Source organism: Pseudomonas sp. LBUM1678 (assembly GCF_059695575.1).
This window is the reverse complement of record NZ_CP166775.1, coordinates 964,005-989,256: the sequence shown is the minus strand read 5'-3', so window position 1 is coordinate 989,256 and position 25,252 is coordinate 964,005. Positions and strand designations below refer to the sequence as shown.

Here is a 25,252-nt window from a genome sequence, read left to right as displayed (position 1 = left end):
TATGCTGAGCAAAAAGATTCGAAACATCCTGGTGTTCGGTTGCATCGCGGCGTTGTTCGCCGCGGTCGGCTACTGGAACATCAGCCCGGAACGCTTCCTCGACAAACCGGTGGTCAAGGTCGATGAAAGCGCAATCGACTATTACGCCCTCAACGCCCACAGCGTGCAGTACCTGCCGGACGGCAAATTGCAGTACGAAATGACGTCCGACAAGGTCGAACACCTGAAAGTGAGCGAGGTGACGCTGCTGACCAACCCTGACCTGAACATGTTTCGCGGCACCGAGTTCCCGTGGCACGTCCAGAGTGAGCACGGCGAAGTCAACCCGGACGGCACTCAGGTCGAACTGATCGACTCGGTACGCATCACGCGTTTTGACGAGAAAAACCGCAAAACCCTGATTACCACCACCCGAATGACAGTGTTCCCGCAGCAGCAATATGCGCAGACCGATCAACCCGTTAGAATCGACGGCGCTGGCGGTGTATCGACAGGCAACGGAATGAAAGCGTACTTGAAAGAAAGCAGGATACACCTGCTATCGAACGTAAGAGGACAGTATGAGGCTCGTTAAAACTCTCCCTATTTTGCTCAGTCTGGGCGCAGCACTGGGAAGCGTGAGCGCCTGGGCTCTGCCGGACGATCAACAGCAGCCTATCCGCATCCAGGCGGACGATGCCCAACTGGACGACAAGAACGGCATTGCCACCTATAAAGGTGACGTGATCATTACTCAGGGCTCGATGAAGGTCACCGGCAATACTGTGACCATGACCCGCACCCCCGCTGGCGATATCGACGTGGTGACTTCGGTGGGCAACCTCGCCTACTTCGAGCAGCTGCAAACGGCAGGCGATACAAAGCCTGTTCAAGGCTATGGCGTCACTATCCAGTACCACGCCTCGCAAGACCGCGTCGTGCTGATCGACCGAGCTAAAGTCATCGACAAGGACGGCAACGTGACCCAGGGCGAGAAAATCGTCTATGACACCAACAAAAAGCTCGCCAGCGCCGGTCGCGCTACGGGCAGCAAGGTCACCGAGTCGCGTCCGCGGATCGACATGGTGATCCAGCCGAAAAAGAAAACCGAAGAGCAAAAGGCCCCGTAATGGCAACTCTGAAAGCTCAGCATCTGGCCAAGAGCTATAAGAGCCGCCAGGTCGTGCGTGACGTCAGCCTGTCCATCGACAGCGGTCAGATCGTCGGCCTGCTGGGTCCTAACGGCGCCGGCAAGACCACCTGCTTCTACATGATCGTTGGCCTGGTGCAGGCCGATCAGGGTCGCGTATTGATCGACGACCTGGACGTCAGCCACCAGCCGATGCACGGTCGTGCAAAGGCCGGTATCGGCTATCTTCCGCAAGAAGCGTCGATCTTCCGTAAACTGTCGGTGGCGGACAACATCATGGCCATCCTCGAGACCCGCAAGGAACTCGACAAGGCCGATCGTCGCAAGGAGCTGGAAAGCCTGCTGCAGGAATTCCACATCAGCCACATCCGCGACAACCTCGGCATGAGCCTGTCCGGCGGTGAGCGCCGCCGCGTAGAAATTGCACGGGCACTGGCCACCAACCCGAAATTCATCCTGCTCGACGAACCTTTCGCCGGCGTGGACCCGATTTCGGTGGGCGACATCAAACAGATCATTTACCACCTCAAGGCCAAAGGCATTGGCGTGCTGATCACTGACCACAACGTCCGTGAAACCCTGGACATCTGCGAAACCGCCTACATCGTCAACGATGGCCAGCTGATCGCCGAAGGTGACTCCGCCACCATCCTGGCCAACGAACTGGTCAAGGAAGTGTATCTGGGCCACGAGTTCCGCCTGTAAGCACTAAGGTGTCTGGCTGATTGTCCGGGTGCTTGTCTCGATAAAAAATCAATACTTTTTTATTGTTACGGCGCTCTAGGCAAACGCTGCAGTTTCGGGCATATAATTTGCTTATGTTTGGCGCTCCGGCGCCCTGTAGTGGATGGCGCATGTGCGCCGGCGAATAAGGTGTTAAGCCCCTGCCATGAAACCATCGCTAGTCTTGAGAATGGGCCAGCAGCTGACGATGACACCGCAGCTGCAACAGGCCATCCGCCTGCTCCAATTGTCGACCCTGGACCTGCAACAGGAAATCCAGGAGGCCCTGGAGTCCAATCCGATGCTCGAACGCCAGGAAGAAGGCGACGACTTCGATAACGCCGACCCCTTGGCCGACAAAGCCGAACAGCTCCCCAACGCCGATGTTTCGGAACCCTCCTACCAGGAAACCGCCCCGACGGTGGACAACCTCGAGGAAGGTGACTGGAACGAGCGCATTCCCAACGAACTGCCTGTCGATACCGCGTGGGAAGACGTCTACCAGACCAGCGCCAGCAGCCTGCCGAGCAACGATGACGACGAGTGGGACTTCACCACCCGCACATCGGCCGGCGAAAGCCTGCAAAGCCATTTGCTGTGGCAACTGAACCTGGCACCGATGTCCGACACCGATCGACTGATCGCCGTGACCCTGATCGATTGCATCAACAATCAGGGCTACCTGGACGAAACCCTCGAAGAAATTCTCGAGGCCTTCGATCCGGAACTGGACATCGAGCTGGACGAGATCGAAGCCGTCCTGCACCGCATCCAGCAATTCGAACCTGCCGGCATTGGCGCCCGCAACCTGGGCGAATGCCTGCTGCTGCAACTGCGCCAACTGCCCGCCAAGACACCTTGGCTGGCCGAAGCCAAGCGTCTGGTCGCTGATTACATCGACCTGCTAGGCAGCCGCGACTACAGTCAGCTAATGCGCCGCATGAAGCTCAAGGAAGATGAACTGCGCCAGGTGATCGAGCTGGTGCAGAGCCTCAACCCTCGTCCGGGTTCGCAGATCGAGTCCAGTGAAGCCGAGTACGTTGTTCCTGACGTGATCGTGCGCAAGGACAACGAGCGCTGGCTGGTCGAGCTGAACCAGGAATCGGTGCCACGGCTGCGGGTCAACGCCCAGTACGCCGGCTTTGTGCGCCGCGCCGACACCAGCGCCGACAACACGTTCATGCGCAATCAGTTGCAAGAGGCTCGCTGGTTCATCAAGAGCCTGCAAAGCCGCAACGAAACCCTGATGAAAGTGGCCACCCAGATTGTCGAGCATCAGCGCGGCTTCCTGGAGTACGGCGACGAAGCGATGAAACCGCTGGTGCTGCATGACATCGCCGAAGCAGTGGGGATGCATGAGTCGACGATTTCACGGGTGACCACGCAGAAATTCATGCATACCCCTCGGGGCATATATGAACTGAAATACTTTTTCTCCAGCCACGTCAGCACCTCCGAAGGCGGTGAATGCTCGTCCACAGCGATCCGCGCGATCATCAAAAAACTGGTTGCTGCGGAAAATCAGAAAAAGCCGTTGAGTGACAGCAAGATCGCTGGTTTACTGGAGGCACAAGGCATTCAGGTGGCTCGCCGCACCGTCGCCAAGTACCGCGAATCCCTCGGGATCGCGCCTTCGAGCGAACGCAAGCGGTTGATGTAGAGCCACGCCACAGCGTTCCAGTGGCAGGCATTTCTGCCTGCCGCTTTATGCACTGGCAACGAAGGAGAAGCTGTATGCAAGTCAACATCAGTGGACACCAACTGGAAGTGACCGAACCTCTTCGCACCTACATCGGCGAAAAACTCGAACGATTAGAGAGGCATTTCGACAAGATCACCAACGTGCAGGTCACGATGACGGTCGAAAAGCTCAAGCAGAAAATCGAAGCCACGCTGCATATTCCCGGCAATGAAGTGGTCGCAAACGCGGAGCATACCGATATGTACGCGGCGATCGACGCATTGACCGACAAGCTCGATAAACAACTCAAAAAGCATAAGGAAAAGACCCAGAGCCTCCTCCAGGGCGCGACCGGTCGTTAACACTCCCAACCCATGATCCGACTTGAAAGTATCCTGACCCCCGGCCGTTCCCTCGTGAACGTGCCGGGCGGCAGCAAAAAGAAAGCCCTTGAGCAAATTGCCAACCTAATCCATCGCGAAGTGCCGGATCTGGCCATGCAGGATGTTTTCGAGAGCCTGGTCGCCCGCGAAAAACTCGGCTCTACCGGTTTTGGCAACGGCATCGCCATCCCCCACTGTCGCCTCAAGGGTTGCACCTCACCCATCAGTGCCTTGATGCACCTCGATGCACCCATCGATTTCGACGCCATCGACGGCGCCCCGGTTGACCTGTTGTTCGTTCTGCTGGTCCCGCAAGCCGCCACCGATGCGCACCTGGAGCTACTGCGCCAGATCGCCAGCATGCTCGATCGCAAGGAGGTGCGCGAAAAACTGCGCAGCGCCCCGAGCAATGAAGCCTTGTATCAGGTTGTCCTGGACGAGCAAAACGGTCACTAATCATGCGTTTGATCATTGTCAGCGGCCGTTCCGGCTCAGGTAAAAGTACCGCACTCGATGTTCTCGAGGACAACGGCTACTACTGCATCGACAACCTGCCCGCCGGATTGCTGCCGGAACTTGCCGAGCGCGCGCTGATTCATACCGAGCTGGCACAACCGCTGGTTGCCGTATCCATCGATGCGCGCAACCTGCCAAGTCACCTGTCGCGGTTTCCGGAACTGCTGGAAGAAGTCCGCAGTCGGCATATCAAGTGTGATGTGTTGTACCTGGACGCCGACGAAGAAACGTTGCTTAAACGCTTTTCGGAAACCCGTCGTCGCCACCCTCTGAGTAACGCCAATCGCTCGCTGGCCGAGGCGATTCAAGACGAGACCCAGTTGCTGGGCCCGATCGCCGACCTGGCCGACCTCAAAGTCAACACCACCAACCTGAACCTGTATCAGCTGCGCGATACCATCAAGCTACGCTTGCTCAATCAGCCCGAGCCTGGCACTGCGTTCCTGGTGGAGTCTTTCGGGTTCAAGCGTGGCATGCCGGTGGATGCGGACCTGGTGTTCGACGTGCGTTGCCTGCCTAACCCTTACTGGAAGCCGGAATTGCGCGCCCAGTCCGGGCTCGATCAACCGGTGGCCGAGTACCTGGCGGCGCAACCGGATGTCGAAGAGATGTTCCAGGACATTTCCACGTACCTGCTCAAGTGGTTGCCGCGCTTTGCCGCCAGCAACCGCGCTTATGTCACCATTGCCATTGGCTGCACCGGCGGGCATCACCGCTCCGTCTACCTGACCGAACGTCTGGGCCAGGTCCTGCAACAATCCCTGAAGAACGTCCAGGTTCGCCACCGCGACCTCAGCTAAAGGATTCACATCGCGATGCCTGCTCTGGAAATCGAAATCATCAACAAGCTGGGCCTGCATGCCCGCGCTTCGGCAAAATTCGTCGGTGTTGCCGGTCAGTTCAAGGATTGCACGATCAGAGTAGGACGCACGCCGGAGTCCACGGTGGATGGCAAAAGCATCATGGCGATGATGATGCTCGCTGCCGGCAAGGGCACCAAAATTCATCTGAGCACGGAAGGCGAGCAAGAGCAGGAAGCGATGGATGCACTCGTGGCGTTGATCAACAACTACTTCGACGAAGGCGAGTAACCCCGCGGTTTAGGGTGCTTTTGTGGCGAGGGGGCTTGCCCCCGTCCGGCTGCGCAGCAGTCGTAAAACATCCAGAACGACTCTCCAGCGCCGTACGTTCGTTAAACCCCAGGGCCGCTTCGCGACCCAGCCGGGGGGCAAGCCCCCTCGCCACAAAGACATCGATGCCGTTCAGGCCAACGCCGTATCCATCACCATCATCAAACAAAACCCGATCAACAACCCAAGACTCGCCAGCTTGTCGTGACCATTGCGCCGCGACTCGGGGATGATTTCATGGGTGACCACCAGCAGCATCGCCCCCGCCGCGAGTGCCAACCCCAACGGCAACAGCAATTCGGCCAGGCTCACCAGCCAGGCGCACAACAGGGCGAAGACCGGCTCGACCAGACCTGATGCAGCACCGATCAGGAACGCCCTGACCCGCGACATCCCCGCCCCTGCAAGCACCAGCGCGATCACCAGACCTTCCGGCACATCCTGCAACGCGATGCCCATGGCCAGGCTGTCAGCATCCGGCATTCCACCACCGGCCGAGACACCGACGGCCATGCCTTCAGGAATGTTGTGGGCAATGATGGCAAACACAAACAACCAGATCCGTGGCGGGATGACCGGCCGCTCCAGCGTTCCGACGAGCATTTCCGGCGAAGCGCCAGACACCTTTCGATCCACCAGAAACAGCCCGAACGCGCCGAGCGCGATGCCGAAGCTGATCAGGCCGCTGGCCGCCCAAGGTGTCAGCCCCAGGCTTTCAGCGGCGGAGACGCCCGGAACGATCAGCGAAAACGCCGTCGCCGCGAGCATCACCCCGGCACCGAAACCGAGCAGCGTATCGCTGACCGCCTGCGGCATCCGCCGAATCACCAGCACCGGCACTGCGCCCAACGCGGTGCCCAAGGCACAAATCGCCCCGCCCTGCAGCGCGCGCAGCAGTTTGGGTTCGAGGTCCAGCCATGCCAGGCCATGGGCGACCAACAACGTCATGCCTGCCAGCAGCAACAGCGATCCCAACGCATAACGAAACATTCGTCCGCTTCCGATCGCCAGTGTTTCAGTGCCCATAGTCTGCCTTGGATTGTTTTTATAGAGGACTTAAACCAGCGCAGCCTGATAACGCGCAGCGACTTCGGGCCAATTGATGACGTTGTAGAACGCGTTGATGTATTCCGGACGGCGGTTCTGGTATTGCAGGTAGTAGGCGTGCTCCCAGACATCCAGGCCGAGGATTGGCGTGTTGCCATTCATCAACGGGCTGTCCTGGTTACCGCTACTTTCCACGATCAGGGTCTTTTGCGGCGTGACACTCAGCCAGGCCCAGCCACTGCCAAAACGGGTCAGTGCAGCTTTGGTGAAGGTTTCCTTGAAACTGTCCAGACCACCCAGTTGCTCATCAATCGCCGTGGCCAGCGCACCTTCCGGTTTACCACCGCCATGAGGCGCCATCACTTCCCAGAACAGCGAATGGTTGGCGTGGCCACCGCCCTGATTGATCACCGCCGCGCGGAGTTTCTCCGGCAGTTGCTGGACGCTGGCGACCAGTTTTTCCACCGACCACTCGGCAAACTCGGTGCCTTCGACCGCGGCGTTCAGGTTATTGATGTAGGTCTGGTGGTGCTTGGTGTAGTGGATCTCCATGGTCTGCGCATCGATATGCGGTTCCAGGGCATCGTAAGCGTAAGGCAAGGCAGGCAAGGTAAAAGCCATTTCAATGGACTCCATGATGTAGAGGCGCAGGTGATGCGGTATCGGTGTGCAGCAAACGGTGTGTGCGCGGGTATTCACCATGCTCGCCGATGAAATTCAGCAGCTCGACATAGGTTTTGCTGCTTTGACGCAACGCGGCTTCGCGCAGGGCCGGGGCCAGGCGCGGGTCCTGCATGGTCTGCAACAACCGCTGATGGATCGCGCACAAATACTCGGCGCTCTCCTCCGGCTGGTTAAGACGCAAATGCAGGTCTGCCAGGTTGTGGTGGGAAATCACGCAGGCCGCCACCGCTTCGTCGGCATCCGACCAGCGCTCGAACAACACTTGGGCCAGGGCCAGGGCCTGCAAGTAAGCCTCGCGGGCATCGACGAGTTCCCCCAGCATGAAATGGCGATTAGCCCTTTCGATCGTGCGTTTCCAGTGCTCCATGGTGAGCCTCCAAAGCGGTAGCGGTGATTACACGCCGCCTGCGGTGAGCTTCTCTGGGTTGAGTAATTCTTCCAGTTGGCTGCGCGTCAGGTCCGTGTGTTCCAGGGCGACATCAATCACCGGTCTGCCCTGCTGATAGGCCTTCTTGGCGATTTCAGCGGCTTTTTGGTAACCAATGATCGGGTTGAGTGCGGTCACCAGAATCGGATTGCGCGACAGCGCCTCTTTAATCCGCGCCTCATTGACCTTAAAGCTGGCGATGGCCTTTTCACCCAACAGATGACTGGAGTTGGCCAGCAATTCGATGCTGCTAAGCAGGTTCTGGGCGATGATCGGCAGCATCACGTTCAATTCGAAATTGCCCGACTGACCGGCGATGGTAATGACCGTGTCATTGCCGATCACTTGTGCGGCGACCATGGCGGTGGCTTCCGGGATCACCGGGTTGACCTTGCCGGGCATGATCGAAGAACCCGGTTGCAAGGCTTCGAGTTCGATTTCGCCGAGGCCGGCCAACGGGCCGGAGTTCATCCAGCGCAGATCGTTGGCGATTTTCATCAACGAAACCGCAGTCGCTTTGAGCTGCCCGGAGACCGCCACCGCGGTGTCCTGGGAGCCGATCAGCGCAAACAGATCCTTGCCCGGTATGAATTGAACGTGGGTCAGCTCGCTCAGCTGCTGACTGAAACGCGCAGCGAATTGTGGATGCGCATTGATCCCGGTGCCCACCGCCGTGCCACCCTGAGCCAGGGATTGCAGGCTCGGCAGCAAGTCCTGCAAATGGCCGATGTTGGCCTTGAGCTGTTGCCCCCAACCATTGAGCACCTGACTCATCCGCACGGGCATGGCGTCCATCAGGTGAGTGCGACCGGTTTTGACGTGGTGATGAACCTCTTCAGCCTTGCGCTCGATCACCTGCACCAGGCGCACCAGCGCCGGCAGCAGTTGCTCATGCAACGCCAGTGCAGCGCTGACATGGATAGTGGTCGGGATGATGTCGTTGCTGCTTTGGCCACAATTCACATGATCGTTCGGGTTCACCGGCTCGCCGAGCAGACGGCTGGCCAGGGTGGCGATCACTTCGTTGGCGTTCATGTTGGAACTGGTGCCGGAACCGGTCTGGAAGATGTCCACCGGAAAATGCTGCATGAAGTCGCCCTGAAGCAGACCCAGTGCCGCATCGACGATGGCTTTGCCCTGGGATTCACTGATTTGCTTGAGTTCGACGTTGGCACGGGCAGCGGCGGCTTTGGCCAGAATCAGCGATCGGATGAACTGCACGGGCATCGGCTTGCCGCTGATCGGGAAATTATCCACTGCGCGCTGGGTCTGCGCGCCATAGAGCGCATCGACCGGGACTTGAAGCTCGCCCATGCTGTCGCGTTCAATACGAGTCTTGTTCATCAGATGATCCTTGCACCAGTTCTATGAGAGGAATCGAGGGCTGCAACTCGCAGATCGCCAGTTGCCAGGTGTAGCTTTGCCAGCGCTTGAGGCGGCATTTGCACAGAGAGAGGCGCTCCAGATCGCGCAGCGGGCGCCAGGCCTGGTCCAGACAGTAGGTCCGCCAATGCCAGGGCAGCGCGACATCGGCGGCGGTGTCGAGCAGCAAACGGAAAGATGTTTCGGCGATGGTCCAGGCTGAGGTGGCTGTGCAGCACGCCAGATACCGGCCTTCAGCCAGGTAATGTTCGATCAGGCGCGGTTCGTCGGGGTCCATTGCGCAACGGATCTGGCGACTCATCCAGCGCCAGCTTTCGAGGTAAGGCATCTCGTGCAAGGCAGAACTCATGATCCGGGCTCATTCGGTAATGAGATTTATTATTAGATGATAATGAGAACCAAAACAACCCCGCGAGAGCACACACCTAATACATTGTGGGAGCGAGCCTGCTCGCGAAGGCGGCCGAATATTCAACATCTGTGTCGTCTGACACTCCGCTATCGCGAGCAGGCTCGCTCCCACAGGGGGTCGATGTATGGCGCATAAAAAAGGCGCGCTACCCAATGGGTGGCGCGCCTTTTTGTGTAGCGGTAAGGGTTAGCTGCCCGCGACTGTCATCCGCTCGATCAACACCGAACCGGTGCGAATGTTGCTGCGCAGTTCCAGATCATTACCCACCGCGACGATCTGCTTGAACATGTCGCGCATGTTGCCGGCGATGGTCACTTCCTGCACCGCGAACTGGATTTCGCCGTTCTCGACCCAGTAACCCGCCGCGCCACGGGAGTAATCGCCGGTGACCATGTTCAGGCCCTGCCCCATCAGTTCGGTAACCAGCAAGCCGCGCCCCATGCGGCGCAGCAAGGCGGCCTGATCTTCATCACCATGAGTGACGAACAGGTTATGCACGCCACCCGCGTTGGCGGTGCTCGGCATGCCCAGTTTGCGACCGGAATAGGTGCCGAGGATGTAGGACACCAACTCGCCTTTTTCGACGAACGGTTTGGCGTAAGTCGCCAGGCCATCGCCGTCGAACGCCGAACTGCCCATGGCGCGCATCAAGTGCGGACGCTCATCGATGGTCAGCCATTCCGGGAACAGTTTCTGACCCAGCGTGCCTTCAAGGAACGACGATTTGCGATACAGGCTGCCGCCGGAAATCGCTGAGAGGAAACTGCCGAACAAGCCACCGGCCAGCTCTGCGGAGAACAGCACCGGCACTTCGCAGGTCGGCACCGGACGTGCGCCCAGTCGGCTCGCGGCCCGTTGCGCGGCACGCTGGCCGATGCTCACCGGGTCGGCCAGCAAGTTGCCCTGACGGTTCACGTCGTACCAGTAATCGCGCTGCATTTGGCCATCAGCTTCGGCGATCATCACGCAGCTCAAGCTGTGACGAGTCGACGCATAGCCGCCGATAAAGCCGTGGCTGTTGCCGTAAACACGGCAGCCTTGATGGGTGCTGAGGGTAGTGCCGTCAGCGTTCTTGATCCGGCTGTCGGCAGCAAATGCCGCGGCTTCGCAGGTCAGAGCCTGCTCGATGGCTTGCTCCGGGGTAATGTCCCATTCATGGAACAGGTCGAAATCCTGCAGGTCCCTGGCCATCAGCGCGGCATCTGCCAGGCCTGAAGCTTCGTCTTCGGAGGTGTGCTTGGCGATGGCCAACGCAGCAGCGACGGTTTCACGGATCGCCTCAGGACCACTGGCCGAGGTGCTGGCCGAGCCTTTGCGCTGACCGACATACAACGTGATGCCAAAGCCCTGGTCGCGGTTGAATTCGACGGTTTCGACTTCACGCTGGCGCACCGAGGTGGACAGGCCCTGCTCCAGGGACACGGCCACTTCACAGGCACTGGCACCCTGACGCTTGGCTTCAGCGATGATCTGCTCGACTTGTTCTTGCAGTGCCGGCAACGCTTGTGGGCCGACGCTTTCAACTGCACTCATGCTGTTCTCCACTCAAATTCTGCTTTCGGCTGGGGCCTTCGAGCGACCGGGCCGGACAAGCGGCCCCCGACTGGTTATCATGGCGGCGTTTCTTTGCGGACGGCCACCATGGTTGATTCTTACGACGACTCCCTCGATACGGGAGAAAAAAGCAAATCCCAGGTTAAACGCGAGCTTCATGCTCTGGTTGACCTCGGCGAGCGCCTTACAACGCTCAAGCCTGACTTGCTGGCAAAACTGCCGTTGACCGACGCTATGCGCCGGGCACTGGCCGATGCGCCCAAGCACACCGCGAATATCGCGCGTAAACGGCACCTTATGTTCATCGGCAAACTGATGCGCGATCAGGACACTGACGCCATTCTGACATTGCTCGATCAACTCGATGCCTCCACCCGGCAGTACAACGAACGTTTCCATGGCCTGGAACGCTGGCGCGACCGCTTGATCGCGGGCGACGATGCGGTCCTGGAGAAGTTCGTGCTCGACTACCCGGAGGCTGATCGTCAGCAGTTGCGCTCCCTGATCCGTCAGGCCCAGCACGAACTGGCGACCAACAAGCCACCGGCATCGAGCCGTAAAATCTTCAAGTACATCCGTGAGCTGGACGAGACTCAACGCGGTCTGCGTTAAGTCCCGAATCGGGTGAGTCGCCACGCGGTTCACCCGAAGCTCCATCCTTTTACGATCCTGTGCCACCCACAGTGATCGCATCAATTTTCAGCGTTGGCTGGCCGACACCCACCGGCACCGACTGCCCATCCTTGCCACACGTCCCTACTCCGCTGTCCAGCGCCAGATCGTTACCGACCATCGACACCTTGCTCATGGCTTCCGGGCCGTTGCCGATCAACGTCGCGCCTTTGACCGGGGCGGTGATTTTGCCGTCTTCGATCAGGTAGGCCTCGCTGGTGGAGAACACGAATTTGCCGCTGGTGATGTCCACCTGCCCGCCACCGAGGTTGGCGCAGTAGATGCCGCGCTTCACCGAGGCGATGATTTCCGCCGGGTCGCTTTCGCCCGCCAGCATGTAGGTATTGGTCATCCGCGGCATCGGCAGGTGCGCGTAGGATTCGCGACGACCGTTGCCGGTGCGGGCCACGCCCATCAGGCGCGCATTGAGCTTGTCCTGCATGTAACCCTTGAGTACGCCGTTTTCGATCAACGTGGTGCACTCAGTCGGGGTGCCTTCGTCGTCGACGCTCAGGGAACCGCGACGACCGGCCAGCGTGCCGTCATCGACGATGGTGCACAGCTTGGACGCAACCATCTCGCCCATACGCCCGCTGTAAGCGGAGCTGCCCTTGCGGTTGAAGTCGCCTTCTAGACCATGGCCGACCGCTTCGTGCAGCAGCACGCCGGACCAGCCTGAACCGAGCACCACCGGCAACGTACCGGCCGGCGCAGGAATGGCTTCCAGATTCACCAGCGCCTGACGCAGCGCTTCACGGGCGTAGCTCATGGCGCGGTCTTCGGCGAGGAAGAAACGGTAATCGGTACGACCGCCACCGCCATGACCACCGCGCTCGCGGCGACCGTTTTGTTCAACGATCACGCTGACGTTGAAGCGCACCAGCGGCCGTACATCGGCGGCCAGGCTGCCGTCGGTCGAAGCAACAAGAATGCGTTCCCAGACCCCGGCCATGCTCACGGTCACTTGCTGGATACGTGGGTCGAGGGCGCGAGTTGCGACGTCGATACGCTTGAGCAGTTCGACTTTTTCCGCGCGGCTCATCACTTCCAACGGGTTGTCCGGCCCGTACAACTGGGCGACATCCGCAGTGGTGAAGGCCTGCACCGTGCCGTTCTGCCCGGCGCGGGAGATCGAACGCGCCGCGCGAGCCGCTGCGCCGAGGGCCTCGAGAGTAATGGCGTTGCTGTAGGCGAAACCGGTTTTTTCACCCGATTGCGCACGCACGCCCACACCTTGGTCGAGGTTGAAGCTGCCTTCCTTGACGATTCCGTCTTCCAGCGCCCAGGACTCGGAAATCTGCCCCTGGAAATACAGATCCGCGGCATCGATGCCCGGGCCGGCCAGATCGCCGAGCACGCCTTGCAGGCTCTCGATCGTTACGCCACCGGGCGCCAGGAGGTGTTCACTGACGGAGGACAACAACTCGCTCATATGTTTACGCCTTAAATTCGTCGTTCCGGGCAGGTCGCTGTGCGCCCTGCGAGAAAAAGCGCCGGTGACTGGACACCGGCATCCGCGCCCTGATTGACGCCTGTTCGCTGCTATCGCGTTCGGCCAGCAGCACGGCCTCGCCTTGATCCTGTTGTGCCAGCACCCGACCCCAAGGGTCGACGATCGCGGCATGCCCCCAGGTTTCCCGAGGCCCTGGGTGCGTCCCACCCTGGGCGGCCGCAAGCACATAACACTGGGTCTCGATGGCCCGTGCGCGAATCAGCACATCCCAATGCGCCGCGCCGGTCACCGCAGTAAACGCCGACGGCGCGGTAATCAATTGCGCGCCCGCAGCACGCAGTTCGCTATACAACTCCGGGAAACGCAGGTCGTAACACACCGTCAGGCCGACTCGACCAACGGGCGTGTCCGCCACCACGACCCCACTGCCATAAGCATAGTCATCGGACTCGCGATAACGCCCGCGATTGTCCGCCACGTCCACGTCGAACAGGTGCAACTTGTCGTAGCGCGCCACCGTTTCGCCCTGATCATTGACCAGCAACGAGCAGGCATGCGCTTTGGACGTCGGATGGTCCACCGGTGGTAACGGCAACGTGCCGGCCACTATCCATAACTTGAGGTCGCGGGCGGCCTGTTTCAACCACGGCAGGATCGGACCTTCACCCAACGCCTCGGCGCGGCCGATGTCGGCAATGTCACGACGGCCCATCGCGGCGAAGTTTTCCGGCAGCACAGCAAGCTGCGCGCCACCGGCCGCCGCCTCTTCGAGCAGACGCCGGGCCTGGGTCAGGTTGGCCAGCACATCGCTCTGGCTGACCATTTGAATCACCGCAAAAGTCATGGCCCCTCCTTACTTCAGATGTCTACACCGACCGTGTAGCAGCTGCCGAAGGCTGCGTCCGGCTGCGCAGCAGTCGTAAATCCCGATTGCACGGTTTGTCTGACCGACCGCGCTGACTGATTTTACGACTGCTTCGCAGCCGGACGCAGGCTTCGCCAGCTGCTACAAGGGACCTGCTTACGGCCATGCTACTCCATCGGCGTGGTCAAAAAGGCTTGTCGAAGGTGATTTTCGGCTCTTTCCACGGGCCTTTGACCGTGTATTTGACGCTGGCGAAACGTGCCACGCGGTCGCCGATCAGCTTGTCGATCAGGAACAGCGCGCCGCCGATGGCCGGTGCGCCGACAATCAACGCCGCAATCGGCAGGTTGTTGGTTACCGGCAACGTCACCAGCAGTTTCGCGTCAACCTGATCGGCCACCAGGTTCAGGGTACCGTTCAGTTCAATGTTGCTCGACGGGCCGGTCAGCAGGATCGGCTCCTCCGTCACATAAACCCCGTTGGTCGCGGCCAGCAGACCCTTGACCCGGTCATAACTCAAGCCTTTGCCGAACAGGTCGGAGAAGTCCAGGCGCAGACGGCGACCGATGGAATTGAAGTTGAGCAGGCCGAATACCCGCAGTGCCTGGGCGCTGCCCTCGACTTCCACGAACTGGCCTTTATTCAGCGAAGCATCGAGGGTGCCGGAGAAACGTTTGGTGGCCAGCCAGGCCGGTGAGCCAGGCCAGCGACCGTCGACATCCATATGAAACTCTTCACTGGTGACGCTCGGCGCAAATCCCCAGCCCTTCAGAACATCAGCGAGATTCTTGCCGCTGATCCGTCCCTTGAACCAACTGCTGGAGCTACCTGGCATGCCTTCCCAGCCGCCAGTGCCCTGCAACAGAATCCCCTTGAGGCCCAGGTCCAGCGTATTGAGCGCAATACCCTTGGCGGTCGGACGGACTTTCAGATACCAGGCACCTACAAGGTCCTGCCCCTGGAACAGCTGATTGATGGTGATATCCAGCGCCGGGATCTTGGTTGGGTCCACCGAGGCCAGCGGATCCGGCGAGTTCTCGTCGGCCAGGACCGTAGGATCTGGCGCCGGCAACCGCACTGTTTGCAGATTGATCGCAATCGGCGCACCTTTCGCATCGGGGATGCTCGCGCTGCCCTTGACCTGCTGACTGTCGAGTTGCAAGGCCCACGCCGCGGCTTTGCGATTCAACTGTACCGAAGCCTGATCGAGCGTCGTGCCGATACCGCTGAGTTTGCCAACCTTGAAGTCCGCACTGCTGAGCAACTGCTTGGCACTGCCGCCCGGATCCTGACCAGCGTACTTGTCCGCCAGATCTTTCCACGGGCCGACGTCCAGTTCCGACAGCACGCCACGCACTCGCAGACCTTTGGCGCCGGGCAACACGGCATTGCCGCCACCCAGGAACAACTCGCCACGACCGTCGGCAAAATTGCCGGGCGGCGCCGCAAACGTGAAGTCTGCCAGCTCACCATACTTGACCCAATAGCGCCGTTCCGGCCCTTGCAGGGTCATGCGGAACGTGGTGTCGCGGCCGGCATCGGCGGCCATGCCGAACGGCGCCGGCAAATCGATCGCCACGCCTTTGAGACTGGAATTGACCATCAGCTGGCTGTCGGGGCCATCAAGGCTCAGTTGCAGCTGATAGGGGATCACGCCGGACACGGGCAAAGGCTGGGTGACGCTCAACCAATCCGTGAGTTTCTTGACCTCGACCTGACCGGATGCAGTGACGCGGGTCTTGAGATTACCCGCACTGCCGTCGGCAAAAATCTGCGCGGTGACCGGTTTGTCGAAGGCGCGCGCGGTGATGTTCTGTCCGCTCAATCCCTTGGTGCTGTCGAAGCGGAAATCGCCCTTGAGTTGCGTCAGCTCCAACGATGGCTCGGCCAGCTTCAAACGCGCCTTGGCGGTCTTGAAGTCGACGAGAATTTTCGGCTGCTCGCCTTTGACCAGCGAAATATCCAGCTTCAGCTTGCCTTGCAGATCGCCCTCGCCTTCCCATCCGGCAAAGGTTTCAGCGGTGCCGATCGGCGCTTCCTGAAGAATCTTCAGGCCATCACCCAACCCGCCGGAGAACCCACCGTCGAGGAACAGGTGAACGCTTTGCCCTTCCGGCGCGTGGGGAATGTTGACGTAAATGTCGCGAACCTGAGTGTCGAGCAACTGGCCCTTGCTGGCCAGGACCCGCACGCCGCTGTCTTCAACAAACACATCGCCGGTGACTTTGCTGACATGTGGCCAACCCGGCTGGAAGGCCAGCTCGGCATCGTGCACCTTGAAGAACAGGCTGATGCTGCGGGCAGTATCGGCGGCACCGTGGTTCAGCGAGCCCTGATACTGGAAGAAGCCTTCGTCCACCGCGCCTTTGAGAATCGCCGTGCGCAGCCATTCGTCCAGCGCCGGGCTAAGCATGGTCGGCAGGTACTTGGCGGTGTAGCGACCGTCGCCGTCCACCAGGCCGACCCGCAGGTCCATGTAGTCTTCCTGGGTGTGGTCGAAATGCAGGCGGATCAAGAAGTCACCGGCAATCTTGCCCTCTTCGCCCAGCACCTTCAGGTACGGCGCGATCAGGGTGAAGCTTTCTTTGTCGAGTTTCCAGGTCAGCCGTGCGTTGGCCTGAATGTATTGCCATGGCTTGGCGAAAATCGGGTCCAGGTGCAGGACAAAGTCCTTGCTGTCCATCCGCAGTTCACCCTGGCCGAGGTCACCGCTGATGCTGCCGCTGACATTTCGCGCCGCCGGCGCGCCGTGATAGGCGTCGAAGCCGACCTGATCGAGGTTGGCGGCAAAGCTGAACTTGCTGTCGTCAGTGGCATTGGGCCGCAGATCGATCAGCACGTTGCGCAGCCCACCGGTCACCTTGAGTCGCTCGACCGCCGTGGCGACACCTTCGGGCAGCGGCCCCAAGGCGTTTATCAACGGAGTGAGAGGGGTGAGGTCGAGGCGGTCGGCCTGCAAGTGCCAGAGTTCTTCAGACTTGTCGGTGGCGGCAGTCTGTCGAAGTTGCAGGTGCGATTCCCAGCGGGTCTCGCCGAAGTTCATGGCGAGGGAATCCAGGGTCACCAGCATGCCTTCGGAGCTGCGCTGGAAATAGCCGTTGAGCGCCAGATTGTTGATCTGGATCGGCTTGCGATCGGCGTAGGCACCCTTGAGTTGCGGTGCGTTCAAGCGAATCGCGCCGCTTTGCAGCGCGCCCTTGCCCCAGTTCACCCAGAGCTCGCCGCCGGCCTTGAGCTCGGAGAAATTCCACTGCCGGGTCACGCGCTCGGGCAGCCATTTCGACCAGTCGCTTTGCGGCAGGCTCAGGTAGGCCTCGGCCTCACCGTCCTTCCACTGGCTGGCGCGAATTCGCGTACGCACACTCATGGCTACTGGCTGGCCGTCGGGCAGGGTCAAACGGGCATCGAGGCGCTGACGGGAGACGCCGGTTTTCAGATTCAGGCCAACGTAGGTCAAGGTCAGCGGTGGGTGCTCCAATGGCTGCAAGGTCACCTGGCTGTCGATCACCGACAGCTGCTGGACCATTTGCATGCGATTGAGCAACTGCTCCGGATCAAGAGGCTGGTCCTGTTGCACCGGCAACCCTTCCAGCGCCCAATGACCGTCCGCGCCTTCCTTGAGGCTGATCTTCAGGCCGTTGAGTTCCAGGTGGGCGATGCGAACATCGCGAGCCAGCAGGCTTTCCCAAAGGTCCGGCACCGCTCGCACCTGATCCAGGTGCAGGGCGTTGGCACCCTCGCCTACCGTCACATCGTGCGCCAGCAAAATCGGCGCGAAACCGCTCCAGTTACCTTCCAGCTTGCCGATCTGCAGCGGCATGCCCAAGGCGGCGCTGGCTTTGGTTTCGACGTCGGCACGGTATTCGGCTACCAGAGGCGTCAGCTCCCGGCCGAGGCTGACGTACAACGCCATCAACACCAAGACCAACGCGCACAGGCCAAGACCCCAGCGGGTCAGTGCGGCCAAAATGCGTGTCAGACGTTCCATGTCAGTTGGCTCCCATGGCAAAAATACTGCAAAAAGCTGAGGCCAGCCGTTCTAGTAGGGTTGAAACACAGCGATTCAGAGCAGCACCACGTCGTATTGTTCCTGGGAATACATGGTTTCCACCTGGAACCGAATGGTGCGTCCGATAAATCCTTCCAGCTCGGCGACATTTCCCGACTCTTCATCAAGCAAACGGTCGACGACTTTCTGGTTCGCCAATACACGATAGCCTTCCGCTTGATAGGCGCGCGCCTCGCGGAGGATTTCGCGGAAAATTTCGTAGCAGACCGTTTCCGGCGTCTTCAGCTTGCCGCGACCCTGACAGCTGCTGCACGGTTCGCACAGCACTTGTTCAAGGCTTTCGCGGGTGCGCTTGCGCGTCATCTGCACCAGGCCCAGCTCGGTGATGCCGATGATGTTGGTCTTGGCGTGGTCGCGCTCCAGTTGTTTCTCCAGCGTGCGCAGGACCTGGCGCTGGTGCTCTTCGTCTTCCATGTCGATGAAGTCGATGATGATGATCCCGCCCAGATTGCGCAGGCGCAGCTGTCGGGCGATGGCGGTCGCGGCTTCGAGGTTGGTCTTGAAGATGGTTTCTTCGAGGTTGCGATGGCCGACGAACGCCCCGGTGTTGACGTCGATGGTGCTCATGGCTTCTGCCGGATCGACCACCAGATAACCGCCGGACTTGAGCGGGACTTTGCGCTCGAGAGCTTTCTGGATTTCGTCTTCGACGCCGTACAAGTCGAAAATCGGCCGCTCACCCGGGTAATGCTCAAGACGATCGGCGATTTCCGGCATCAGTTCGGCGACGAACTGCGTGGTTTTCTGGAAGGTTTCCCGGGAGTCGATGCGGATCTTCTCGATCTTCGGGCTCACCAGGTCGCGCAAGGTGCGCAGGGCCAGGCCGAGGTCTTCGTAGATGACGCTCGGTGCACCGATGGTTTTGATCTGTTCGTTGATCTGATCCCAGAGACGGCGCAGGTAGCGGATGTCCATGAGGATTTCATCGGCACCGGCCCCTTCGGCGGCGGTACGCAGAATGAAACCGCCCGCCTCTTTGATGCCTTCTTTGGCCACGCAATCGGTGACCACTTGCTTGAGTCGATCGCGCTCGGCTTCGTCTTCAATCTTCAGCGAAATGCCGACGTGGGCCGTACGCGGCATGTACACCAGATAGCGCGAAGGAATCGACAACTGAGTGGTCAGGCGTGCGCCTTTGGAGCCGATCGGGTCCTTGGTGACCTGGACCACCAGGCTCTGACCTTCGTGAACCAGCGCACTGATGCTCTCCACCGTAGGGCCTTCACGCAGGGAAATTTCCGAGGCATGAATGAACGCGGCGCGGTCCAGACCGATATCGACGAAGGCCGCCTGCATGCCCGGCAATACCCGCACGACCTTGCCTTTATAGATGTTGCCGACGATCCCGCGTTTTTGCGTGCGCTCGACGTGGACCTCTTGCAGGACACCGTTTTCGACCACCGCCACGCGCGATTCCATCGGCGTGATGTTGATCAGGATCTCTTCACTCATGGCAGGGTCTCGTTCAGGCATGTTCACGATAATGGCCGCATCTTGTCAGTACGACGCTCAGCGCGCGTTAAGGGTTTGCCAACAGGGTATGCCGAAATGGCCGAGCAGCTCAGCGGTTTCGCACAGCGGCAGTCCGACCACCGCCGAGTAGCTGCCATTGAGCCCGGCGACAAACACCGCGCCCAATCCTTGAATGCCATAGCCACCCGCCTTGTCCCGCGGTTCGCCACTGGCCCAGTAAGCCGCCGCTTCATCGCGAGCGATGTTGCGAAAGCGCACCAGACTGCGCACCACCCGGGACTCAGAACGCTCGCCGTCAAGCACTGCAATGGCGGTCAGCACCTCATGCTCGTGCCCCGCCAACATCATAAGCATGGCGCACGCGTCAGCTTCGTCCACCGGTTTGCCGAGAATTTTCCCGTTGAGTACCACAGCAGTGTCGGCGCCCAGCACGCAAAAATCAGCGTCGGACACGACCACCCGGCGCCCGGCCTCGGCTTTGCCGCGCGCCAGGCGCTCGACATAGGCCGATGGGGATTCATCTTTTAAAGGGGTTTCATCGATGTCCGCGCTGATGGCGGAGAATGGCACGCCGATCTGCGTGAGCAGTTCACGCCGACGCGGCGAGCCTGAGGCGAGATACAACAGCTTCATCAAGACATCTCCCTGTTTAGTGCCCTGCCCCACAAATACTGTTCCTTTTGGGCGGCGTCTGTTGTTGCCATACTGCGTTGCCGCTCCTCGCCATAGCGAGCTATGACTTGTCGCGGCGCCTTGTCTGGCAACAACAGCCACTCGCCAAAAAGGAACGTATTTGCGAGGCAGGGCACCGGTGCGGGCCAATGCCTGACCGAATTAATTGATTTTGTAGCGTCGACGCAACCCGCGCAAACCGTAGCTGATCCACGGCCAGAGCAATGCGCTGACCAAAGCCGGCAGCACCAATGCCAGGGTCGGCTGACGGTTGCCGGTCAGGGCGCTCAGCCATAGTTGAACAAGCTGAGCGAGGCCGAAGATCACCAGGATCACCAGGCTCTGTTGCCACATCGGGAACATGCGCAGGCGCTGTTGCAGCGACAGCACCAGAAAGGTGATCAGGCACAGGATCAACGCGTTCTGACCCAGCAACGTGCCGTAGAGCACGTCTTCGGCCAGGCCCAGGCACCATGCGGTGACCATGCCGACTTTCTGCGGCAAGTACAACGCCCAGAAAGCCAGCAGCAAGGCCAGCCAGAGCGGACGGAGGATTTCCATGAATTGCGGCAGCGGCGAAACGCTGAGCAGCAGGCCAATGGCAAACGTCAGCCAGATCATCCAGTCATTTCGGGATGCGGTAGCACCGACCATTATTCTCGTCCCCCAGTGGAAGCCGGCGCGGAGACAGGCGGTTTGGCGGCAGGCTTCACCGCAGCCGTTTGAGCGGCTGGCGGTTTGGCTGCGGCAGGTTGCGATGCCGGCGGCTTGGCGGCGGCGGGATGCGCAGGTTTTACCGGGGTCGCCGGGGTTGCCGCCGGTGCCGGTGCCGCCGGAGTTGCAGCGGGTGCAGCGGCTGCAGCGGCTGCAGCGGCTGCGGCGGGAACCATTACGGTGGCAGGCACAGGTTTTGGCACGGTCGCCGGGATGATCGGCCCACCCCCGTGCTGGTCCAGCGCTTCTTGCGCCTGGGCAGCGTCGTTGGCGCGCTCTTCAGCGGTGCGGCCGTCGGTGAACACCAGCAGCAGGTAACGGCTGCGGTTCAACGCGGCGGTCGGCACAGCACGCACGATGGCAAACGGCTGACCGGAATCGTGAATCACTTCTTTGACTGTCGCCACCGGGTAACCGGCCGGGAACCGCTGACCAAGGCCGGAACTGACCAGCAGATCGCCTTCCTTGATATCTGCCGTGTCGGCAACGTGACGAAGTTCCAGGCGTTCCGGGTTGCCAGTGCCGCTGGCAATCGCCCGCAGACCGTTGCGGTTCACCTGCACCGGAATGCTGTGGGTGGTGTCGGTCAGCAGCAACACGCGGGAGGTGTAAGGCATCAACTCGACCACCTGGCCCATCAGGCCGCGGGCATCGAGCACCGGCTGGCCGAGGACCACACCGTCGCGCTCACCTTTATTGATGATGATGCGATGGGTGAACGGGTTGGGGTCCATGCCGATCAACTCGGCCACTTCGACCTTCTCATTGACCAGCGCAGAGGAATTGAGCAACTCGCGCAGCCGAACGTTCTGCTCGGTGAGGGCGGCAAGCTTTTGCATGCGGCCCTGCAACAGCAGGTTTTCGGTCTTGAGTTTTTCGTTTTCGGCGACCAGCTCGGTACGGCTGCCGAATTGGCTGGCCACACCCTGCCATAGCCGCTGCGGCAGGTCGGTGATCCAGTAAGACTGCATCAGCACCAGCGACATCTGGCTACGCACTGGCTTGAGCAGTGTGAAGCGGGCATCGACCACCATCAGCGCGACCGATAGCACGACCAGCACCAACAAGCGCACGCCCAGTGAAGGCCCTTTGGTGAAAAGCGGTTTAATAAGCCGCTCCTCCCAGGCAATTGTTTTCTTTATTCATACGGCAGACCGGCCTGGATGCAGACTGACAGAAGATAAACGCCAACAGGCAGCACTGCAAAGTGCCGCCTGCGCGCTCAACAGCATAGATGCAACCGGCGAGATCACTCGCTGGAAAGCAGGTCCATGGTGTGTTTATCCATCATTTCCAATGCACGGCCACCGCCGCGAGCAACGCAGGTCAGCGGGTCTTCGGCAACGATCACCGGCAGACCTGTTTCCTGGGCCAGCAACTTGTCGAGGTCACGCAGCAACGCGCCACCACCGGTCAGCACCAGGCCACGCTCGGCGATATCGGAAGCCAGCTCCGGAGGCGATTGCTCCAGCGCACTTTTCACGGCCTGAACGATGGTGGCCAGGGACTCTTGCAGAGCTTCCAGCACTTCATTGGAGTTCAGGGTGAAGGCACGTGGAACGCCTTCGGCCAGGTTACGGCCACGAACGTCGACTTCACGAACTTCGCCGCCCGGGTAAGCCGTACCGATTTCCTGCTTGATGCGCTCGGCGGTGGATTCACCGATCAGGCTGCCGTAGTTGCGACGCACGTAGGTGATGATCGCTTCGTCGAAGCGGTCGCCGCCAACCCGTACGGATTCGGCGTAAACCACACCGTTCAGGGAGATCAGCGCGATTTCAGTGGTACCACCACCGATATCGACAACCATCGAACCGCGCGCTTCTTCAACCGGCAGACCGGCACCGATCGCAGCAGCCATTGGCTCTTCGATCAGGAACACTTCGCGAGCACCGGCACCAAGGGCCGATTCACGGATGGCACGACGCTCAACCTGGGTGGATTTGCACGGAACGCAGATCAGCACCCGCGGGCTTGGCTGCAGGAAGCTGTTTTCGTGAACCTTGTTGATAAAGTATTGCAGCATCTTTTCGCAGACGCTGAAGTCGGCAATGACGCCGTCCTTCATCGGACGAATGGCCGCGATGTTGCCCGGTGTACGGCCGAGCATGCGCTTGGCCTCGGTGCCGACGGCAACGACACTTTTCTGGTTACCGTGTGTCCGAATAGCCACAACCGATGGCTCATTCAGGACGATTCCGCGCTCGCGCACGTAAATAAGGGTGTTGGCAGTGCCCAGGTCAATGGAAAGATCGCTGGAAAACATGCCACGCAGTTTCTTGAACATGGGAAAGGGACCCTAGGCAACGCGTGGGTAAAAAAGTGCGGCAAACTCTAACAACGACAGGGATTTTGGGCAAGGCGCCAATATGTTAAATTGGCCGCTTTTCTGTGCACCAACCCCCACAATCGCGGCCTTATGACCGTAGAAATGCGGTAGTGTTCCGACAATCTAACACACGGACAGCATCCGTTCTGAATTCCTTCCACTGGAGAATCCCATGACGCTTCAACGCTCCGACGTGGAAAAAATCGCTCATCTGGCCTGTCTGGGCCTCAATGATGCCGATCTTCCACACATCACTTCGGCCCTGAACAGCATTCTGGGACTGGTCGACGAAATGCAGGCGGTCAATACCGACGGTATCGAGCCGCTCGCCCACCCACTGGAAGCCAGCCAGCGCCTGCGTGCAGACGTCGTGACCGAGACCAATCATCGCGAGGCTTATCAGTCCATCGCACCAGCGGTCGAAAACGGCCTGTACCTGGTTCCGAAAGTCATCGACTAAAGGGAAAGAGCCTGCAATGCATCAATTGACTCTGGCCGAGATCGCCCGCGGACTCGCCGATAAAAAGTTTTCCTCCGAAGAGCTGACCAAGACCCTGCTGGCGCGTATCGCCCAGCTCGATCCTCAGCTCAACAGCTTCATCAGCCTCACCGAAGACCTGGCGCTCCAGCAGGCGAAAGCCGCTGACGCACGCCGGGCCAACGGTGAGAGCGGCGCCCTGCTCGGCGCGCCGATCGCCCACAAAGACCTGTTCTGCACCCAAGGCATCCGCACCAGCTGCGGCTCGAAGATGCTCGACAACTTTAAAGCACCGTACGACGCCACCGTCGTTGCCAAGCTGGCCGCTGCCGGCGCAGTGACCCTGGGCAAGACCAACATGGACGAATTCGCCATGGGTTCGGCCAACGAGTCGAGCTACTACGGCCCGGTGAAAAACCCGTGGAACCTGGAACACGTTCCCGGCGGTTCGTCCGGCGGTTCCGCGGCTGCGGTTGCCGCGCGCCTGCTGCCGGCAGCCACTGGCACCGACACGGGAGGCTCGATCCGCCAGCCCGCCGCACTGACCAACCTCACCGGCCTGAAACCGACGTACGGTCGTGTTTCGCGCTGGGGCATGATCGCTTACGCGTCCAGCCTCGATCAGGGCGGCCCTCTGGCGCGCACCGCCGAAGACTGCGCGATCCTGCTGCAAGGCATGGCCGGTTTCGACCCGCAAGACTCCACCAGCATCGACGAGCCCGTGCCTGATTACAGCGCCAGCCTCAACGGTTCGCTGCAAGGCCTGCGCATCGGCGTGCCGAAGGAGTACTTCAGCGCCGGTCTCGACCCACGCATCGCCGAGCTGATCCACAACAGCGTCAAGGAGCTGGAAAAGCTCGGCGCCGTGATCAAGGAAATCAGCCTGCCGAACATGCAGCACGCGATCCCGGCGTACTACGTGATCGCCCCGGCAGAAGCCTCTTCCAACCTGTCGCGTTTCGACGGCGTGCGTTTCGGCCACCGCTGCGAAAACCCGGTCAACCTGATCGACCTGTACAAGCGTTCCCGTGGCGAAGGTTTCGGCCCGGAAGTGCAGCGCCGGATCATGGTCGGTGCGTACGCGCTGTCGGCCGGTTACTACGACGCCTACTACCTGAAGGCGCAGAAGATCCGTCGCTTGATCAAGAACGACTTCATGGCAGCCTTTAACGAGGTCGACATCATCCTCGGCCCAACCACGCCGAACCCGGCCTGGAAGCTCGGCGCCAAGAACAGCGACCCGGTCGCTGCGTACCTGGAAGACGTCTACACCATCACCGCCAACCTCGCGGGCCTGCCAGGCTTGTCCATGCCAGCCGGTTTTGTCGATGGTCTGCCGGTCGGCGTGCAACTGCTCGCCCCGTATTTCCAGGAAGGTCGCCTGTTGAACGTTGCCCATCAGTATCAGTTGAACACTGACTGGCACACCCGCACCCCAACCGGCTTCTGAGGAGAAAC

Annotated in this window: 25 protein-coding genes; 11 read left to right on the top strand and 14 right to left on the bottom strand. The window is 60.3% G+C overall.

Annotated elements, in window-relative coordinates; all coding sequences use genetic code 11:
- The first annotated feature begins 1 nt into the window (after position 1).
- From lptC to ACA070_RS04270, 8 genes are all read left to right on the top strand, one after another.
- Positions 2-574, top strand: a complete 573-nt coding sequence (gene lptC, locus ACA070_RS04305; protein WP_131061206.1) for an LPS export ABC transporter periplasmic protein LptC — start codon at positions 2-4, stop codon at positions 572-574.
- Complete coding sequence (gene lptA / locus ACA070_RS04300; protein ID WP_497450164.1) at positions 561-1,109, top strand: lipopolysaccharide transport periplasmic protein LptA; 549 nt, start codon at positions 561-563, stop codon at positions 1,107-1,109. The genes lptC and lptA overlap by 14 nt, the downstream gene beginning before the upstream one ends.
- Positions 1,109-1,834, top strand: a complete 726-nt coding sequence (lptB, locus tag ACA070_RS04295) for an LPS export ABC transporter ATP-binding protein (RefSeq protein ID WP_109627985.1) — start codon at positions 1,109-1,111, stop codon at positions 1,832-1,834. Before lptA ends, lptB begins: the two co-directional genes overlap by 1 nt.
- A gap of 184 nt (positions 1,835-2,018) precedes the next feature.
- The gene (locus ACA070_RS04290) at positions 2,019-3,512 is read left to right on the top strand and encodes an RNA polymerase factor sigma-54 (RefSeq protein WP_497450163.1); all 1,494 of its coding nucleotides are present in this window, start codon (positions 2,019-2,021) and stop codon (positions 3,510-3,512) included.
- A 74-nt stretch (positions 3,513-3,586) separates the two neighbouring features.
- Positions 3,587-3,895: a ribosome hibernation-promoting factor, HPF/YfiA family gene (gene hpf / locus ACA070_RS04285; RefSeq protein WP_007941242.1), complete on the top strand. Its 309-nt coding sequence runs from the start codon at positions 3,587-3,589 to the stop codon at positions 3,893-3,895.
- 12 nt (positions 3,896-3,907) lie between these two features.
- On the top strand, positions 3,908-4,372 hold the full coding sequence (ptsN, locus tag ACA070_RS04280; protein WP_497450162.1) for a PTS IIA-like nitrogen regulatory protein PtsN: 465 nt from the start codon (positions 3,908-3,910) through the stop codon (positions 4,370-4,372).
- Between the two features lie 2 nt (positions 4,373-4,374).
- Positions 4,375-5,232, top strand: a complete 858-nt coding sequence (gene rapZ / locus ACA070_RS04275; protein WP_497450161.1) for an RNase adapter RapZ — start codon at positions 4,375-4,377, stop codon at positions 5,230-5,232.
- 15 nt (positions 5,233-5,247) lie between these two features.
- Entirely contained in the window at positions 5,248-5,523 is a 276-nt protein-coding gene (locus ACA070_RS04270; protein WP_008018720.1) for an HPr family phosphocarrier protein, read from the top strand.
- Positions 5,524-5,694: 171 nt separating this feature from the next.
- On the opposite strand, the gene ACA070_RS04265 is transcribed toward ACA070_RS04270, so the two are convergent.
- The 6 genes from ACA070_RS04265 to pmbA all read right to left on the bottom strand — a co-directional run bounded on the left by ACA070_RS04265 (position 5,695) and on the right by pmbA (position 11,048).
- Positions 5,695-6,588: a ZIP family metal transporter gene (locus tag ACA070_RS04265; RefSeq protein WP_497450160.1), complete on the bottom strand. Its 894-nt coding sequence runs from the start codon at positions 6,586-6,588 to the stop codon at positions 5,695-5,697.
- A gap of 30 nt (positions 6,589-6,618) precedes the next feature.
- Entirely contained in the window at positions 6,619-7,230 is a 612-nt protein-coding gene (locus tag ACA070_RS04260) for a superoxide dismutase (RefSeq protein ID WP_497450159.1), read from the bottom strand.
- Between the two features lies 1 nt (position 7,231).
- A complete protein-coding gene (locus tag ACA070_RS04255) occupies positions 7,232-7,660 on the bottom strand; it encodes a DUF2753 family protein (RefSeq protein ID WP_497450158.1) in 429 nt (142 codons plus the stop codon).
- A 27-nt stretch (positions 7,661-7,687) separates the two neighbouring features.
- On the bottom strand, positions 7,688-9,064 hold the full coding sequence (locus tag ACA070_RS04250; protein ID WP_497450157.1) for a class II fumarate hydratase: 1,377 nt from the start codon (positions 9,062-9,064) through the stop codon (positions 7,688-7,690).
- A complete protein-coding gene (locus tag ACA070_RS04245; protein ID WP_497450156.1) occupies positions 9,045-9,452 on the bottom strand; it encodes a FagA protein in 408 nt (135 codons plus the stop codon). Before ACA070_RS04245 ends, ACA070_RS04250 begins: the two co-directional genes overlap by 20 nt.
- A gap of 249 nt (positions 9,453-9,701) precedes the next feature.
- Positions 9,702-11,048 carry a metalloprotease PmbA gene (gene pmbA / locus ACA070_RS04240; protein WP_010463346.1) on the bottom strand — a complete coding sequence of 449 codons (1,347 nt, stop codon included), beginning with the start codon at positions 11,046-11,048 and terminating at the stop codon, positions 9,702-9,704.
- Between the two features lie 108 nt (positions 11,049-11,156).
- On the opposite strand from pmbA, the gene yjgA reads away from it, so the two are divergent.
- Entirely contained in the window at positions 11,157-11,681 is a 525-nt protein-coding gene (gene yjgA / locus ACA070_RS04235) for a ribosome biogenesis factor YjgA (protein WP_007901505.1), read from the top strand.
- A gap of 49 nt (positions 11,682-11,730) precedes the next feature.
- Here the strand turns inward: yjgA and tldD are convergent, their stop codons facing one another.
- The 8 genes from tldD to mreB all read right to left on the bottom strand — a co-directional run bounded on the left by tldD (position 11,731) and on the right by mreB (position 23,274).
- Positions 11,731-13,173: a metalloprotease TldD gene (gene tldD, locus ACA070_RS04230; protein WP_497450155.1), complete on the bottom strand. Its 1,443-nt coding sequence runs from the start codon at positions 13,171-13,173 to the stop codon at positions 11,731-11,733.
- A 4-nt stretch (positions 13,174-13,177) separates the two neighbouring features.
- Complete coding sequence (locus ACA070_RS04225) at positions 13,178-14,038, bottom strand: carbon-nitrogen hydrolase family protein (RefSeq protein WP_497450154.1); 861 nt, start codon at positions 14,036-14,038, stop codon at positions 13,178-13,180.
- Positions 14,039-14,243: 205 nt separating this feature from the next.
- A complete protein-coding gene (locus tag ACA070_RS04220) occupies positions 14,244-18,047 on the bottom strand; it encodes a YhdP family protein (RefSeq protein ID WP_497450153.1) in 3,804 nt (1,267 codons plus the stop codon).
- 75 nt (positions 18,048-18,122) lie between these two features.
- On the bottom strand, positions 18,123-19,580 hold the full coding sequence (gene rng, locus ACA070_RS04215; protein WP_462025507.1) for a ribonuclease G: 1,458 nt from the start codon (positions 19,578-19,580) through the stop codon (positions 18,123-18,125).
- Positions 19,581-19,637: 57 nt separating this feature from the next.
- Positions 19,638-20,234, bottom strand: coding sequence for a Maf family protein (locus ACA070_RS04210; protein ID WP_497450152.1), 597 nt, complete (start codon positions 20,232-20,234; stop codon positions 19,638-19,640).
- Between the two features lie 201 nt (positions 20,235-20,435).
- Entirely contained in the window at positions 20,436-20,927 is a 492-nt protein-coding gene (mreD, locus tag ACA070_RS04205) for a rod shape-determining protein MreD (RefSeq protein WP_497450151.1), read from the bottom strand.
- On the bottom strand, positions 20,927-22,060 hold the full coding sequence (gene mreC / locus ACA070_RS04200) for a rod shape-determining protein MreC (protein WP_497450150.1): 1,134 nt from the start codon (positions 22,058-22,060) through the stop codon (positions 20,927-20,929). Before mreC ends, mreD begins: the two co-directional genes overlap by 1 nt.
- Positions 22,061-22,236: 176 nt before the next feature.
- Complete coding sequence (gene mreB, locus ACA070_RS04195; protein WP_002555108.1) at positions 22,237-23,274, bottom strand: rod shape-determining protein MreB; 1,038 nt, start codon at positions 23,272-23,274, stop codon at positions 22,237-22,239.
- A gap of 214 nt (positions 23,275-23,488) precedes the next feature.
- Between mreB and gatC the strand changes: the two genes are divergently transcribed.
- Together gatC and gatA are read left to right on the top strand one after the other, a co-directional pair.
- Positions 23,489-23,776: an Asp-tRNA(Asn)/Glu-tRNA(Gln) amidotransferase subunit GatC gene (gene gatC / locus ACA070_RS04190; protein WP_497450149.1), complete on the top strand. Its 288-nt coding sequence runs from the start codon at positions 23,489-23,491 to the stop codon at positions 23,774-23,776.
- A gap of 16 nt (positions 23,777-23,792) precedes the next feature.
- Positions 23,793-25,244 (top strand): Asp-tRNA(Asn)/Glu-tRNA(Gln) amidotransferase subunit GatA, encoded by a 1,452-nt coding sequence (gene gatA / locus ACA070_RS04185; RefSeq protein WP_462025504.1) that lies wholly within the window; start codon positions 23,793-23,795, stop codon positions 25,242-25,244.
- Positions 25,245-25,252 lie beyond the last annotated feature (8 nt).

Bases quoted from the DNA above. Each gene is read 5' to 3' on its own strand.
- lptC (WP_131061206.1), top strand. From the start codon at position 2: ATGCTGAGCAAAAAGATTCGAAACATCCTGGTGTTCGGTTGCATCGCG.
- lptA (WP_497450164.1), top strand. From the start codon at position 561: ATGAGGCTCGTTAAAACTCTCCCTATTTTGCTCAGTCTGGGCGCAGCA.
- lptB (WP_109627985.1), top strand. From the start codon at position 1,109: ATGGCAACTCTGAAAGCTCAGCATCTGGCCAAGAGCTATAAGAGCCGC.
- ACA070_RS04290 (WP_497450163.1), top strand. From the start codon at position 2,019: ATGAAACCATCGCTAGTCTTGAGAATGGGCCAGCAGCTGACGATGACA.
- hpf (WP_007941242.1), top strand. From the start codon at position 3,587: ATGCAAGTCAACATCAGTGGACACCAACTGGAAGTGACCGAACCTCTT.
- ptsN (WP_497450162.1), top strand. From the start codon at position 3,908: ATGATCCGACTTGAAAGTATCCTGACCCCCGGCCGTTCCCTCGTGAAC.
- rapZ (WP_497450161.1), top strand. From the start codon at position 4,375: ATGCGTTTGATCATTGTCAGCGGCCGTTCCGGCTCAGGTAAAAGTACC.
- ACA070_RS04270 (WP_008018720.1), top strand. From the start codon at position 5,248: ATGCCTGCTCTGGAAATCGAAATCATCAACAAGCTGGGCCTGCATGCC.
- ACA070_RS04265 (WP_497450160.1), bottom strand. From the start codon at position 6,588: ATGGGCACTGAAACACTGGCGATCGGAAGCGGACGAATGTTTCGTTAT.
- ACA070_RS04260 (WP_497450159.1), bottom strand. From the start codon at position 7,230: ATGGCTTTTACCTTGCCTGCCTTGCCTTACGCTTACGATGCCCTGGAA.
- ACA070_RS04255 (WP_497450158.1), bottom strand. From the start codon at position 7,660: ATGGAGCACTGGAAACGCACGATCGAAAGGGCTAATCGCCATTTCATG.
- ACA070_RS04250 (WP_497450157.1), bottom strand. From the start codon at position 9,064: ATGAACAAGACTCGTATTGAACGCGACAGCATGGGCGAGCTTCAAGTC.
- ACA070_RS04245 (WP_497450156.1), bottom strand. From the start codon at position 9,452: ATGAGTTCTGCCTTGCACGAGATGCCTTACCTCGAAAGCTGGCGCTGG.
- pmbA (WP_010463346.1), bottom strand. From the start codon at position 11,048: ATGAGTGCAGTTGAAAGCGTCGGCCCACAAGCGTTGCCGGCACTGCAA.
- yjgA (WP_007901505.1), top strand. From the start codon at position 11,157: ATGGTTGATTCTTACGACGACTCCCTCGATACGGGAGAAAAAAGCAAA.
- tldD (WP_497450155.1), bottom strand. From the start codon at position 13,173: ATGAGCGAGTTGTTGTCCTCCGTCAGTGAACACCTCCTGGCGCCCGGT.
- ACA070_RS04225 (WP_497450154.1), bottom strand. From the start codon at position 14,038: ATGACTTTTGCGGTGATTCAAATGGTCAGCCAGAGCGATGTGCTGGCC.
- ACA070_RS04220 (WP_497450153.1), bottom strand. From the start codon at position 18,047: ATGGAACGTCTGACACGCATTTTGGCCGCACTGACCCGCTGGGGTCTT.
- rng (WP_462025507.1), bottom strand. From the start codon at position 19,580: ATGAGTGAAGAGATCCTGATCAACATCACGCCGATGGAATCGCGCGTG.
- ACA070_RS04210 (WP_497450152.1), bottom strand. From the start codon at position 20,234: ATGAAGCTGTTGTATCTCGCCTCAGGCTCGCCGCGTCGGCGTGAACTG.
- mreD (WP_497450151.1), bottom strand. From the start codon at position 20,927: ATGGTCGGTGCTACCGCATCCCGAAATGACTGGATGATCTGGCTGACG.
- mreB (WP_002555108.1), bottom strand. From the start codon at position 23,274: ATGTTCAAGAAACTGCGTGGCATGTTTTCCAGCGATCTTTCCATTGAC.
- gatC (WP_497450149.1), top strand. From the start codon at position 23,489: ATGACGCTTCAACGCTCCGACGTGGAAAAAATCGCTCATCTGGCCTGT.
- gatA (WP_462025504.1), top strand. From the start codon at position 23,793: ATGCATCAATTGACTCTGGCCGAGATCGCCCGCGGACTCGCCGATAAA.